The sequence below is a fragment of the Citrobacter sedlakii NBRC 105722 genome (assembly GCF_000759835.1).
GTDB lineage: Bacteria > Pseudomonadota > Gammaproteobacteria > Enterobacterales > Enterobacteriaceae > Citrobacter_A > Citrobacter_A sedlakii.
In genome coordinates this window covers 198,729-212,784 of the sequence record NZ_BBNB01000003.1, presented here as the reverse complement: position 1 = coordinate 212,784, position 14,056 = coordinate 198,729, and the positions used below count along the sequence as shown (strand labels likewise).

General features: G+C 57.6%; 8 protein-coding genes. 7 read left to right on the top strand and 1 reads right to left on the bottom strand.

All coding sequences use genetic code 11. The features are described from left to right. Positions 1–3: 3 nt before the first annotated feature. The 5 genes from bcsZ (at position 4) to CSE01S_RS08405 (ending at position 9,919) form a co-directional block, all read left to right on the top strand. A complete protein-coding gene (gene bcsZ / locus CSE01S_RS08425) occupies positions 4–1,110 on the top strand; it encodes a cellulose synthase complex periplasmic endoglucanase BcsZ (RefSeq protein WP_042286949.1) in 1,107 nt (368 codons plus the stop codon). Beyond that, positions 1,092–4,589, top strand: coding sequence for a cellulose synthase complex outer membrane protein BcsC (bcsC, locus tag CSE01S_RS08420; protein WP_042286750.1), 3,498 nt, complete (start codon positions 1,092–1,094; stop codon positions 4,587–4,589). Before bcsZ ends, bcsC begins: the two co-directional genes overlap by 19 nt. A gap of 164 nt (positions 4,590–4,753) precedes the next feature. After that, on the top strand, positions 4,754–6,742 hold the full coding sequence (gene hmsP, locus CSE01S_RS08415) for a biofilm formation regulator HmsP (protein WP_042286748.1): 1,989 nt from the start codon (positions 4,754–4,756) through the stop codon (positions 6,740–6,742). A 175-nt stretch (positions 6,743–6,917) separates the two neighbouring features. After that, on the top strand, positions 6,918–8,204 hold the full coding sequence (gene dctA, locus CSE01S_RS08410; RefSeq protein ID WP_042286745.1) for a C4-dicarboxylate transporter DctC: 1,287 nt from the start codon (positions 6,918–6,920) through the stop codon (positions 8,202–8,204). Positions 8,205–8,425: 221 nt separating this feature from the next. Then, positions 8,426–9,919 carry a M16 family metallopeptidase gene (locus tag CSE01S_RS08405; RefSeq protein WP_042286742.1) on the top strand — a complete coding sequence of 498 codons (1,494 nt, stop codon included), beginning with the start codon at positions 8,426–8,428 and terminating at the stop codon, positions 9,917–9,919. Between the two features lie 54 nt (positions 9,920–9,973). Here the strand turns inward: CSE01S_RS08405 and kdgK are convergent, their stop codons facing one another. Beyond that, the gene (gene kdgK, locus CSE01S_RS08400; protein WP_042286740.1) at positions 9,974–10,903 is read right to left on the bottom strand and encodes a 2-dehydro-3-deoxygluconokinase; all 930 of its coding nucleotides are present in this window, start codon (positions 10,901–10,903) and stop codon (positions 9,974–9,976) included. 229 nt (positions 10,904–11,132) lie between these two features. Between kdgK and pdeH the strand changes: the two genes are divergently transcribed. Then, complete coding sequence (gene pdeH, locus CSE01S_RS08395; RefSeq protein WP_042286736.1) at positions 11,133–11,900, top strand: cyclic-guanylate-specific phosphodiesterase; 768 nt, start codon at positions 11,133–11,135, stop codon at positions 11,898–11,900. Between the two features lie 76 nt (positions 11,901–11,976). Then, the gene (locus CSE01S_RS08390) at positions 11,977–14,037 is read left to right on the top strand and encodes an AsmA family protein (protein WP_042286733.1); all 2,061 of its coding nucleotides are present in this window, start codon (positions 11,977–11,979) and stop codon (positions 14,035–14,037) included. The last annotated feature ends 19 nt before the right edge of the window (positions 14,038–14,056 follow it).

The window sequence follows — 14,056 nt, the reverse complement described above, 5'->3', positions numbered from 1 at the left end:
ATGATGAACGCGCTGCGTAGTGGAATCGCTGTTGTCCTGATGTTGGCCGCCCTGAGCGTTCAGGCGGCCTGTCATTGGCCCGCCTGGGATCAGTTCAAAAAGGATTACATCAGCAAGGAGGGCCGGGTGATTGATCCGAGCGACGCGCGGAAAATCACCACCTCGGAAGGGCAAAGCTACGCCATGTTCTTTGCCCTCGCGGCTAACGATCGTCCGGCGTTTGATACGCTTTTGGCATGGACCGAAAACAACCTGGCGCAAGGCTCGCTGAAAGCGCATCTGCCCGCCTGGCTGTGGGGACAAAAAGATCCAGCGACCTGGGAAGTGCTGGACAGCAATTCCGCTTCTGACGGCGATATCTGGATCGCCTGGTCGCTGCTGGAAGCCGGGCGTTTATGGCAGGAGCCGCGATACACCGATATCGGTAAAGCGCTGCTGAAGCAGATTGCCACTGAAGAAGTGGTGACGGTGCCAGGGCTGGGGTCGATGTTGCTGCCGGGTAAAATCGGTTTTGCCGAAGAAACCCGCTGGCGCTTCAACCCGAGTTATCTGCCGCCGCAGCTGGCGCAGTACTTTACCCGTTTCGGCGCGCCGTGGACCACCCTGCGGGAGACGAATCAGCGGCTGCTGTTAGAAACCGCGCCGAAAGGCTTTTCGCCGGACTGGGTGCGTTACGAGAAAAACAAAGGCTGGCAGTTAAAACCAGAAAAAACGCTGGTCAGCAGCTACGACGCCATTCGCGTCTATCTGTGGGCCGGGATGATGCATGACGGCGACCCGCAGAAAGCGCGGCTGCTCACTAAATTCAAACCGATGGCTACCCTGACAACCCAACACGGCGTTCCGCCGGAGAAAGTGGATGTCGCCAGCGGCAAGGCGGAGGGCAACGGCCCGGTAGGCTTTTCCGCTTCTTTACTGCCTTTTCTGCAAAACCGCGACGCACAAGCGGTGCAGCGACAGCGCGTTGCAGACCACTTTCCTGGCAGCGATGCCTATTACAGCTACGTGCTGACCCTCTTCGGACAAGGGTGGGACCAGCATCGTTATCGCTTCACCGCCAAAGGTGAGTTACTACCTGACTGGGGCCAGGAATGCGCAAGTTCACACTAAGTTTTCTTGGGGTATCGCTCGGTATTGCGCTGATGCCCTTCGCGGAAGCCGCGCCGTCGGCGCAACAATTGTTACTCGACCAGGTTCGGCTGGGCGAGGCCACGCACCGCGAAGACCTGGTGCGTCAGTCGCTCTACCGGCTGGAGCTGATCGACCCGAATAACCCTGACGTTATTGCTGCCCGCTTCCGCTATATGCTGCGTCAGGGCGACAACGACGGCGCTCAAAAGCAGCTCGACAGGCTTGCAGAGATCGCGCCCAATTCGGCGGCGTATAAATCGTCGCGCACCACCCAACTGCTGGCGACGTCGGATGGCCGCCAGGCGCTGCAGGAAGCGCGGTTACAGGCGACGACCGGACATGCGGAAGAGGCCATCGCCGCTTACGATAAGTTATTCAAAGGCGCGCCGCCGGAAGGCGAGCTGGAGGTGGAGTACTGGAGTACGGTGGCGAAAGTGCCTGCCAGACGCGGTCAGGCGATCAACCAGCTTAAGGCGATCAACGCCCGCAGCCCCGGCAATACCGGGTTGCAGAATACTCTGGCGCAACTGCTGTTCGATAACGACCGTCCGGCTGAAGGTTTTGTCGTGCTGGAACAAATGGCGAAATCCAGCGCCGGACGCAACGCGGCGGCAACGCTCTGGTACGCCCAGATAAAAGATTTGCCGGTCAGCGACGCCAGCGTAAAAGCGTTGCAAAAGTACCTCGCCGTGTTTAGTGAAGGGGACAGCGTGACGGCGGCGCGTAGTAAGCTGAACGAACAGCAACAACAGCTTGCCGATCCGACGTTCCGCGCCCGTGCGCAGGGGCTGGCGGCGGTAGAGGCCGGGCAGGGCGACAAAGCGGTTGCCGGGCTGCAGCAGGCGGTGAAAGCGAATCAAAACGACAGCGAAGCCGTTGGCGCGCTGGGTCAGGCGTATTCACAGCGCGGCGATCGCGCCAGCGCGGTGGCGCAGTTTAAAAAAGCGCTGGCGATGGATCCGCAAAGCCCGAGCCGCGACAAATGGGAAAGCCTGCTGAAGGTGAACAGCTACTGGCTGGCGATCCAGCAGGGCGACGCCGCGCTGAAGGCGAATGATATCGACCAGGCCGAACGGTTTTATCAACAGGCAAGACGCATCGACAATAGCGATAGCTACGCGGTGCTGGGGCTGGGCGATGCGGCAATGGCACGTAAAAACTACCCGGCTGCCGAACGTTACTATCAGCAGACGCTGCGTATGGACAGCGGCAACACCAACGCCGTGCGCGGCCTGGCGAACCTCTATCGCGAGCAGTCGCCGGAGCGAGCCAGCGCTTTTATCGCCACGCTTTCCGCCAGCCAGCGCCGCAGTATTGATGACATTGAACGCGGGCTGGAAAACGATCGTCTGGCGCAACAGGCTGAAACGCTGGAGAGCCAGGGCAACTGGGCGCAGGCGGCGGAGCTGCACCGGCGTCGTCTGGCGCTGGATCCGGGCAGCGTCTGGATAACCTACCGTCTGTCGCGCGATCTGTGGCAGGCCGGTCAGCGTAGCCAGGCCGACGCGCAGATGCACGCGCTGGCGCGTCAGAAACCTGGCGATCCCGAGCAGGTCTATGCTTACGGGCTGTACCTGTCCGGCGCCGATCGGGACCGCGCGGCGCTGGCGCATATCAACGCGCTGCCGCGCAGCCAGTGGAACCCAAATATTCAGGAACTGGCCGACAGGCTGCAAAGCAACCAGGTATTGGAAACCGCTAACCGTCTGCGCGAAAGCGGCAAGGAGCGTGAAGCCGAAGCGCTGCTACGTCAGCAGCCTGCTTCTACCCGTATCGACTTAACCCTCGCCGACTGGGCGCAGCAGCGCCGGGACGTTACGGCCGCGCGCGGATATTACAGCGGCGTGCTGGCGCGCGAACCGGACAACGTTGACGCGCTGCTTGGGCTGGCGGAGATCGACATCGCTCAGGGCGACAACGCGGCCGCGCGGGCGCGACTGGCGGCACTGCCGACGACCAACGGGTCTTCAATGAATATGCAACGTCGGGTGGCGCTGGCGCAGATGCAACTGGGCGATACCGTGGCGGCCAGACAGACATTCGATAGCCTGATTCCGCAGGCGAAATCGCAGCCGCCGTCGATGGAAAGCGCGATGGTGCTACGTGATGCCGCCAGGTTTCAGGCCCAGAGCGGCGAGCCGCAGCAAGCGCTGGAAACGTATAAAGATGCCATGGTCGCCTCTGGCGTCACCCCGACGCGTCCGCAGGATGACGACACTTTTACCCGTCTGACCCGCAACGATGAAACAGACGACTGGCTGAAGCGCGGCGTGCGCAGCGACGCGGCGGATCTGTATCGCCAGCAAGATTTGAACGTAACCCTCGAACACGATTACTGGGGATCGAGCGGTACCGGCGGTTATTCCGATCTGAAAGCGCACACCACCATGCTGCACGTTGATGCGCCCTGGTCCGATGGGCGTATGTTCTTCCGCACCGACCTGGTCAATATGAATGTCGGCAGCTTCGCAACCGATGCCGACGGGCGTTATGACAATAACTGGGGCACCTGTACGCTGGAAGACTGTAGCGGCAACCGCAGCCAGTCGGACGCCGGGGCGAGCGTGGCGGTGGGCTGGGCAAACGACACCTGGCGCTGGGACATCGGCACCACGCCAATGGGCTTCAACGTGGTTGATGTGGTTGGCGGCGTCAGCTACAGCAGCGATATCGGGCCGTTAGGGTATACGCTTAACGCGCATCGTCGTCCCATTTCCAGTTCGCTGCTGGCGTTTGGCGGCCAGAAAGACGCGCAGAGCCATAACGGCGACAGCGATGCGATTAACACCGGTAAAAAATGGGGCGGCGTACGCGCCGACGGCGGCGGCATCAGCCTCAGTTACGACAAAGGGGAAGCGAATGGCGTCTGGGCTTCGCTCAGCGGCGACCAGTTAACCGGCAAAAACGTGGCGGACAACTGGCGCGTGCGCTGGATGACCGGGTACTACTACAAGGTGATTAACGAGAATAACCGCCGCGTCACTGTCGGTCTGAACAATATGATCTGGCACTACGACAAAGACCTCAGCGGCTATTCGCTCGGTCACGGTGGTTACTACAGTCCGCAGGAGTATGTGTCGTTTGCGGTGCCGGTAATGTGGCGTCAGCGTACGGAAAACTGGTCCTGGGAGCTGGGCGGTTCCGTGTCGTGGTCGCATTCACGCACGAAAACGATGCCGCGTTATCCGTTGACGAACCTCATTCCGGCGGATTACCAGGAGGCGGCGCGCGATCAGACCAATGATGGCGGCAGCAGCCAGGGCTTTGGTTATACCGCCCGGGCGCTGGTGGAGCGGCGGGTCACCTCCAACTGGTTTGTCGGCACCGCTATCGATATCCAGCAGGCGAAAGATTACACCCCAAGCCATTTCCTTCTTTACGTGCGTTATTCCGCCGCAGGCTGGCAGGGCGATATGGATTTACCGCCGCAGCCGCTGGTGCCTTACGCCGACTGGTAATCGCCAGGGTCGGATGGCGCTGCGCTGGCGTGAAGGCCAGGTAAGACAACGCCGCCATCCGACGACCTGAACTCAGAAAAGTCCTTTTCAGATACGGCCTCTCTTAATGCCGCCGCAATCGGGTATACTCGGGCGGCAATTTGGGATATCCGGGGGAGACAATATTGCGCGTGAGTCGCTCGTTAACAATTAAGCAGATGGCAATGGTCGCGGCCGTTGTCATGGTGTTCGTTTTTATTTTTTGCACCGTTTTGCTATTCCATCTGGTCCAGCAGAACCGCTATAACACGGCTACGCAACTGGAAAGTATCGCCCGCTCCGTTCGTGAACCCTTGTCTGCCGCCATATTAAAAGCGGATCTCCCCGGCGCGGAGGCGATTCTCGCCAGCATAAAACCGGCTGGGGTGGTTCAGCGCGCCGATGTCGTGCTGCCAAATCAGTTTCAGGCGCTGCGCATGAGCTTCATTCCTGAACGCCCGGTGCCGGTCATGGTCACCCGTCTTTTTGAATTACCGGTGCAAATTTCCCTGCCCGTCTATTCGCTCGAGCGTCCGGCGAACCCACAGCCGCTGGCCTATCTGGTGCTACAGGCGGATTCGTTCCGTATGTATAAGTTCGTCATGAGCACCCTCTCCACGTTAGTGACTATTTACTTACTTTTGTCACTCATGCTGACCGTGGCGATTAGCTGGTGCGTAAACCGCCTGATTCTGCACCCGTTGCGCAAAATCGCCCGCGAGCTGAACGATATTCCGCAACAGGATCTTATCGGGCATCAGCTGGCGCTGCCGCGTCTGCACCATGACGATGAGATCGGGATGCTGGTGCGCAGTTATAACCTTAATCAACAAATGCTTAAACGCCACAGCGAAGAGTTGACGGGGAACGCGATGCGTTTTCCGGTTTCCGAGCTGCCCAACAAAGCCTTTCTGATGGGGTTGCTGGAGCAAGTGGTGGCGCGACAGCAGACCACCGCGTTGATGATCGTCACCTGCGAAACGCTGCGTGATACCGCAGGCGTGCTGAAAGAGGCGCAGCGGGAAATCCTGCTGCTCACGCTGGTGGAAAAACTGAAATCGGTGATTTCCCCGCGAATGGTGCTGGCCCAGATCAGCGGCTACGACTTTGCGATTGTCGCTCACGGCGTGAAAGAGCCGTGGCACGCCATCACGTTAGGTCAGCAAGTGCTCACTATTATTAATGAGCGGTTGCCGGTCCAGGGGATCCAGCTACGCCCGAGTTGCAGCATTGGCGTGGCGATGTTTTATGGCGACCTCAGCGCCGAGCAGCTCTACGTTCGTGCCGTTTCGGCGGCGTTTACCGCCCGTCGGAAAGGCAAAAACCAGATTCAGTTCTTCGACCCTGAACAGATGGCGCAGGCGCAAAAAAGGCTGACCGAAGAGAGCGACATTCTTACCGCGATGGAAAACCACCAGTTTGCGCTCTGGCTACAGCCGCAGGTGGCGATCGCCAGCGGCAAGGTGGTGAGCGCGGAAGCGCTATTGCGTTTGCAGCAACCGGACGGAAGCTGGGCGTTACCGGAAGGGCTGATTGAGCGCATCGAGTCCTGCGGCCTGATGGTCACCGTGGGGCGCTGGGTACTGGAGGAGTCTTGCCGTCTGCTTGCCGCCTGGCAGGAACGCGGAATGGTCATGCCGCTGTCGGTCAACCTGTCGGCGCTGCAACTGATGCACCCGACCATGGTGTCGGACATGCTTGAGCTGCTGGCCCGTTATCGCATCCAGCCGGGTACGCTGATTCTGGAAGTGACCGAAAGCCGCCGTATCGACGACCCGCACGCCGCGGTGGCGATATTACGACCATTGCGAAACGCTGGCGTGCGCATTGCGCTGGATGATTTTGGTATGGGTTACGCGGGGTTGCGTCAGCTTCAGCATATGAAGTCGCTGCCGGTAGACGTGCTGAAAATCGACAAAATGTTTGTCGACGGTCTGCCGGAAGATAACAGCATGATCACGGCGATTATTCAGCTGGCGCGCAGCCTGAATCTGCAAACGATCGCCGAGGGCGTTGAGAACGAGGCGCAGCGCGACTGGCTGGCGCAAGCCGGTGTGGATATCGCTCAGGGCTATCTTTTTGCCCATGCCGTGACGGCTGAAACCTTCCAGGAACAGTATCTCACGCACAAGTGACGTAATTACAAAACTTTAAAAAGGCCCGGCTTATGCGAGCCAGTTCAAAGTTTTTAACATTTTTGTTTCAATTATGATCCAGGTGCATTTCTGTCGTGTTGTCCGGGTGTTATTTTAAGGCCGCAGGTTAATCATAACCTTACAAGACCTGTGGTTTTTACTTCAAGGACACCCTATGAAAACCTCTCTGTTCAAAAGCCTTTATTTTCAGGTCCTGACAGCAATTGCCATTGGTATTCTCCTTGGCCATTACTACCCTGAATTAGGCGCACAAATGAAGCCGCTTGGCGACGCGTTCGTCAAGCTGATAAAGATGATCATCGCTCCTGTCATCTTCTGTACTGTCGTGACCGGCATTGCAGGCATGGAAAGCATGAAGGCCGTTGGCCGCACCGGTGCGGTAGCGCTGCTTTACTTTGAGATCGTCAGTACGATTGCGCTGATCATTGGTCTGATTATCGTTAACGTCGTGCAGCCAGGGGCCGGGATGAACGTTGATCCCGCGACTCTCGATGCGCAGGCGGTGGCGGTTTACGCCGAGCAGGCGAAAGATCAGGGCATTGTCGCCTTCCTGATGGATGTGATTCCGGGCAGCGTCATTGGCGCGTTTGCCAGTGGTAACATCCTGCAGGTGCTGCTGTTTGCGGTGCTGTTTGGCTTTGCCCTGCATCGCCTGGGCAGCAAAGGCCAGCTGATTTTCAACGTCATTGAAAGTTTCTCACAGGTCATTTTCGGCATTATCAATATGATCATGCGCCTGGCGCCTATCGGCGCGTTCGGCGCAATGGCCTTCACCATCGGTAAATATGGCGTCGGGACGCTGGTGCAACTGGGGCAGCTTATTATCTGCTTTTACATCACCTGTATCCTGTTTGTGGTGCTGGTACTGGGTTCTATCGCGCGGGCGACGGGCTTCAGCATTTTCAAGTTTATCCGCTATATCCGCGAAGAGCTGCTGATCGTGCTGGGTACCTCCTCTTCTGAGTCCGCGCTGCCGCGTATGCTCGATAAGATGGAGAAACTGGGCTGCCGCAAGTCGGTGGTTGGGCTGGTTATCCCCACCGGGTATTCCTTCAACCTTGACGGGACGTCGATATACCTGACGATGGCGGCGGTGTTTATCGCCCAGGCGACCAACAGCCATATGGATATCTTCCATCAGATCACGCTGCTGGTCGTGCTGCTGCTCTCCTCTAAAGGCGCGGCGGGGGTAACCGGAAGCGGCTTCATCGTGTTGGCGGCGACCATCTCTGCGGTAGGCCATCTGCCGGTGGCGGGCCTGGCGCTTATCCTCGGTATCGACCGCTTTATGTCGGAAGCCCGTGCGCTGACTAACCTGGTTGGCAATGGCGTGGCGACGGTCGTGGTGGCGAAATGGGTGAAAGAGTTGGATTCCCAAAAGCTCGACGATGTACTGAATAATCGTGCGCCGGACGGCAAAACGAACGAAATATCCTCATAATCTCACGTCTTATGACCGCAGTCCCTTGTGGGGCTGCGGGCTCCTGCGCATAATTGACCCCTGCACCTTAATCCTTCAACATGAAGGCATTGGGTTTATTTCACTTCTGCCGTGACATTTCCATGTTCTTGCGGTCTAACACGAAGTGTTTTTACGTCATATTCAGACTGGCCTTCGCAGGGCTGTCTTTTTATTACCAGGATTGTTGATCAGGGGTTCACATGCAGGGCACAAAAATTCGACTTATAGCGGGCGGTTTGCTGATGATGGCCACTGCTGGCTATGTGCAGGCAGATGCGCTCCAGCCTGACCCGGCATGGCAACAGGGGACGCTGGCGAATGGATTACAGTGGCAAGTGTTAGCCACCCCGCAGCGCCCCAGCGACCGCATTGAGGTCCGCCTGCTGGTAAATACCGGTTCGCTCACCGAAAGTACGCAACAGAGCGGTTTCAGTCATATTATTCCTCGTATTGCGTTAACCCAGAGCGGCGGACTGGACGCCACCCAGGCGCGTTCGCTTTGGCAACAGGGTTTCGACCCCAAGCGTCCAATGCCGCCCGTTACCGTCTCCTATGACTCCACGCAATACAATCTCAGCCTGCCCAACAACCGTAACGATCTGCTGAAAGAGTCGCTGACCTATCTGGCGAATACGATGGGCAAACTGGCGATCACCCCGGAAACGGTGAACCATGCGATCAATAGCGAAGATATGGTCACTACGCTGCCGGTCGATACCAAAGAAGGCTGGTGGCGCTACCGGCTGAAAGGCTCCGCGCTGCTGGGCCACGATCCCGCTGAACCGCTGAAGAAGCCGATCGATGCGGCGAAAATCCACGATTTTTACCAGAAATGGTATACCCCGGACGCGATGACGCTGATTATTGTCGGTAACGTCGACGCGCGGACGGTAGCTGAGCAAATCAACAAAACGTTTGGCGAACTGAAGGGCAAACGCGAAACGCCTGCGCCAGTGCCGACGCTGTCGCCGCTGCGCGCTGAGGCGGTGAGCATCATGACCGACGCCGTGCGCCAGGATCGTTTGTCAGTCATGTGGGATACGCCGTGGCAGCCGATTCGCGAGTCATCCGCGCTGCTGCGCTACTGGCGCGCGGATCTGGCGCGAGAGGCGCTGTTCTGGCACGTACAGCAGGCGCTGAGTAAGAACAATGCTAAAGATATCGGCCTCGGCTTTGACTGCCGCGTGCTGTTTCTGCGCGCTCAGTGCGCCATCAATATTGAATCGCCGAACGATAAGCTCAACGCCAATTTAGGCACCGTGGCGCGCGAACTGGCGAAAGTGCGCGATAACGGTTTGCCGGAAGACGAGTTCAACGCGCTGGTGGCGCAGAAGAATCTGGAGCTACAAAAGCTTTTTGCCACCTATGCCCGCACTGATACTGACATTTTAATCAGCCAGCGCTTGCGTTCTTTGCAAAATCAGGTGGTGGATATCGCGCCGGAGCAGTATCAGCGTCTGCGTCAGGACTTTCTTAATGGTCTGACCGTGGAGATGATGAACCAAAGCCTGCGTCAGCAACTGTCTCAGGAGATGGCTTTGATTCTGCTGCAGCCGAAGGGAGAACCGGAATTTAACATGAAGGAACTGCAGGCCACGTGGGATCAGATTATGGCCCCGGTGAGCGCGGCGGCGGCGACGGTTGAAACGGATGATGCGCATCCGGAAGTCACGGATATTCCGGCCGCGCAGTAACCTGCAATTCTGTTGGCCCGGTAAGCGTAATGCTACCGGGCAACGGTGAATGGCTTACTGCGGCATTGCGTCGCGCGGGATAATCGCCCCGCGATGCTGTATTACCGTGCTGGCGGTCAGGTGTCCGCGCTTCGCAGCCGCTACGGTATCGCCACCGGTCAGGCGAATGGCCAGATATCCTGCGCTGAACGAGTCCCCTGCGGCGGTGGTATCAATGACGTTCTCTTTCGGCAGTTTTACCGCCGGGACGTCAATCAGATCTTGTCCCGCAACAGACACCAGGCAGGAATCCGCCCCGCGTTTCACCACCACTTCCTCTACGCCCGCGGCGTGCGTCCGCGCAATCACCTCTTCTACGGGTTTGACGCCCCACAGCGCGTCTTCGTCATCCAGCGTCAGGAAGGCGATATTGGTGCAGTCGAGCATCTGCTGATACACCTGCTGCGTTTCTTCTTTGCTTGTCCACAGACGCGGACGATAGTTGTTGTCGAAAATGACTTTGCCGCCGTTAGCGCGGCACTCGCGCAGCAGGGACAACAGCTTTTCACGGCTGCCCGGGCTGAGGATCGCCAGGCTAATGCCGCTCAGGTAGAGATAATCAAACGTCGCCAGTTCTTCACAGATCGTCGCAGACTGCTCGCTCTCGAGCCAGAATTTCGCCGCGGCCTCGTTGCGCCAGTAATAAAACGTGCGTTCGCCGCTGCTGTCGGTCTCAATGTAGTACAGCCCCGGCAGACGGTTTTCCATACGCTGGGTCAGCGAGGTATCGACGTTTTCACCGTGCCAGGCGTCCAGCATCTGCTGGCTGAAACTGTCCGTGCCCAGCGCCGTGACGTAGTGAACGGAAAGCGCCGCAGCGTCAACCTGGCGGGCAATATAAACGGAAGTATTCAACGTATCGCCACCGAAGCCGCGCTGAACGTCAGCGCCTTTCTGTGACAGTTCGATCATGCATTCGCCAATCACGGCAATCTTTTTGGACATAGTCGTGAACCTACCTGGAAAAATTAACGTTAGTGTGCGCTGTGGCTGTTTGGTGGTCAATCATATTAAAACAACGTTCCATTATTTTTTTGAGCCAGTCCGTATTCTGCGTTGTTTTTTCCTGACTGTTGTCGTTTTTGCGTGTGACGCAGCATAAAGTTCTTCGCGCGAAGGCCGATAACCCTTGACGAGTCCGGGCAGCCACACACTTAATCACGGGACATCGGCGATGATAAACCAGATTATCCAGCAGCTAAGCACGTCCGCAGCGAGCCCTGAATGCTTGCAGGAGCGTCGCTACTGGCTGCAGTGTGAGCGCGCTTACACTTTTCAGCCTATCTATCAGACCAACGGGCGTCTGTTGGCGGTGGAGCTTCTGACGGTGGTCACGCATCCGGATAATCCCGCGCAACGCATTGCGCCCGACCGTTATTTTGCTGAAGTGGCGGTACGCCAGCGTATTGAGGTGATAAAAGAGCAGCTCTGCCTACTTGAACAAAAGGCAGACTTTTTCCAGCGTCACGCGCTTCTGGCGTCCGTCAACGTTGATGGCCCGACCTTAATCGCTCTGCGCGAGTATCCGCAGATCCTGCAGAATATCGAGCGTATGCCCTGGCTGCGCTTTGAGCTGGTGGAACACATCCGTCTGCCGAAAGAGGCCTCGTTTGCCTCGATGTGCGAGGCAGGACCGCTGTGGCTGGATGACTTCGGCACCGGGATGGCTAACTTTTCCGCCCTCAGCGAAGTGCGCTACGATTTTATTAAGATAGCCCGCGAGCTGTTTGTGTTGCTTCGTCAGACGTCAGAAGGGCGTAACCTCTTCACCCAACTGCTACAGCTGATGAACCGCTACTGCCGTGGCGTTATCGTAGAAGGTGTCGAGACGCAGGAAGAGTGGCGAGACGTACAGCGCTCGCCCGCGTATGCCGCTCAGGGCTATTTCCTCTCTCGTCCGCGACCTTTTGCCTGTCTGGATGAGGTGAATTTGTCGCATTAAATCAGGCTGTTTCCGGTAAATCCGCCTGGCTGGACTATCTTTAGGACAGGCAAGGGAAGAAGTGAGGAAGCAGAACATGACCAGAGCAGGCAAAATTACCGCCGCTGTAACAGGGACTTTCTTGTTGTTGATCGTCGTGCTCATCGTCCTGATCGCGACATTTGACTGGAACCGACTCAAACCGACCATCAACCAGAAAGTCTCTGCGGAACTGAACCGTCCGTTCGCCATTCGCGGCGATTTAGGCGTGGTGTGGGAGCGTCAGAAACAGGAAACCGGCTGGCGAAGCTGGGTGCCGTGGCCGCACATCCACGCCGAGGATATTATCCTTGGCAACCCGCCGGATATCCCCGAAGTGACGATGGTGCATCTGCCTCGTGTTGAAGCGACGATTGCCCCGCTGGCATTGCTCACGAAAACCGTGTGGCTACCGTGGATCAAGCTGGTGAAGCCCGACGCGCGGCTGATTCGTCTGACGGAGAAAAACAATAACTGGACGTTTGATCTCGCCGGGGATGAACAAAAAGATCCCAACGCGAAGCCGTCTTCCTGGTCTTTCCGCCTCGACAACATCCTTTTCGATCAGGGGCGGATCGCCATTGATGACAACGTCAGCAAGGCGGATATTGAGATCCTTGTCGATCCGCTGGGTAAACCACTTCCGTTTAGCGAAGTGACGGGAAGCAAAGGTAAAAATGAAAACGCCAACGTTGAGGATTACGTTTTCGGCCTGAAGGCGAAAGGGCGTTATAACGGCGAACCGCTCAGCGGGACGGGGAAAATCGGCGGTATGCTGGCGCTGCGTAGCGCTGATGCGCCATTCCCGGTGCAGGCTGATTTTCGTTCCGGAAATACCCGCGTGGCGTTTGTCGGAGTGGTGAACGACCCGATGAAAATGGGCGGCGTCGATTTACAGCTTACGTTTTCCGGCGATTCGCTGGCGGAACTGTATGACCTGACCGGCGTCCTCTTGCCGGATACGCCGCCGTTTGAAACCGATGGCAGGCTGGTGGCGAAAATCGACAGCGAAAAATCCTCGGTCTATGACTACCGCGGCTTCAACGGACAGATTGGCGACAGCGACATTCACGGCTCGCTCACCTATACCACCGGTAAACCGCGTCCGAAGCTGGAAGGAGATCTGGAGTCTCGCCAACTGCGTCTGGCGGATTTAGGCCCGCTGATTGGCGTCGATTCCGGCAAAGGAGCCGAACAGACCCGGCGTTCAGAACAGAAAAAGGGTGAAAAAAGCGTCCAGCCTGCGGACAAAGTGCTGCCCTATGACCGTTTTGAAACCGATAAGTGGGACGTCATGGACGCCGACGTGCGCTTCAAAGGACGGCGCATTGAGCACGGTAGCAGCCTGCCGATTAGCGATCTCTCTACCCATATCATCCTGAAAAACGCCGATCTGCGTCTGCAGCCGCTGAAGTTTGGCCTGGCAGGCGGCAGCATCAACGCCAACATCCATCTGGAAGGTGATAAAAAGCCTATGCACGGACGGGCGGATATTCAGGCGCGCCGTCTGAAACTGAAAGAGCTGATGCCGGATGTTGAACTGATGCAGAAGACGCTGGGCGAGATGAACGGTGACGCCGAGTTTCGCGGCACCGGGAACTCCGTGGCGGCGCTGCTTGGCAACAGCAATGGCAACCTGAAACTGCTGATGAACGACGGTTTAATCAGCCGCAACCTGATGGAGATCGTCGGGCTGAACGTCGGTAACTACATTGTCGGGCAGATTTTTGGCGACGATGAGGTACGGGTGAACTGCGCGGCAGCCAATCTGGATATCGTTAACGGCGTGGCGCGCCCGCAGATTTTCGCTTTTGATACCGAGAATGCGCTGATCAACATTACCGGAACGGCGAGCTTCGCGTCTGAGCAACTCGATTTAACCATTGATCCGGAAAGTAAAGGGATCCGCATTATTACTCTGCGCTCGCCGCTGTACGTGCGCGGCACCTTCAAAAATCCGCAGGCCGGGGTGAAGGCGGGGCCGCTGATCGCGCGTGGGGCCGTCGCCGCTGCGCTGGCGACTTTGGTCACCCCAGCCGCTGCGCTGTTAGCGCTGATTTCGCCCTCTGAAGGCGAGGCGAATCAGTGCCGAACGATTTTGACCCAGATGAAGAAATAATGTCCTTCGCCGCGTTGCC

Coding starts and splice junctions, on each gene's coding strand:
- bcsZ (WP_042286949.1), top strand. CDS start 4: ATGAACGCGCTGCGTAGTGGAATCGCTGTTGTCCTGATGTTGGCCGCC.
- bcsC (WP_042286750.1), top strand. CDS start 1,092: ATGCGCAAGTTCACACTAAGTTTTCTTGGGGTATCGCTCGGTATTGCG.
- dctA (WP_042286745.1), top strand. CDS start 6,918: ATGAAAACCTCTCTGTTCAAAAGCCTTTATTTTCAGGTCCTGACAGCA.
- CSE01S_RS08405 (WP_042286742.1), top strand. CDS start 8,426: ATGCAGGGCACAAAAATTCGACTTATAGCGGGCGGTTTGCTGATGATG.
- kdgK (WP_042286740.1), bottom strand. CDS start 10,903: ATGTCCAAAAAGATTGCCGTGATTGGCGAATGCATGATCGAACTGTCA.
- pdeH (WP_042286736.1), top strand. CDS start 11,133: ATGATAAACCAGATTATCCAGCAGCTAAGCACGTCCGCAGCGAGCCCT.
- CSE01S_RS08390 (WP_042286733.1), top strand. CDS start 11,977: ATGACCAGAGCAGGCAAAATTACCGCCGCTGTAACAGGGACTTTCTTG.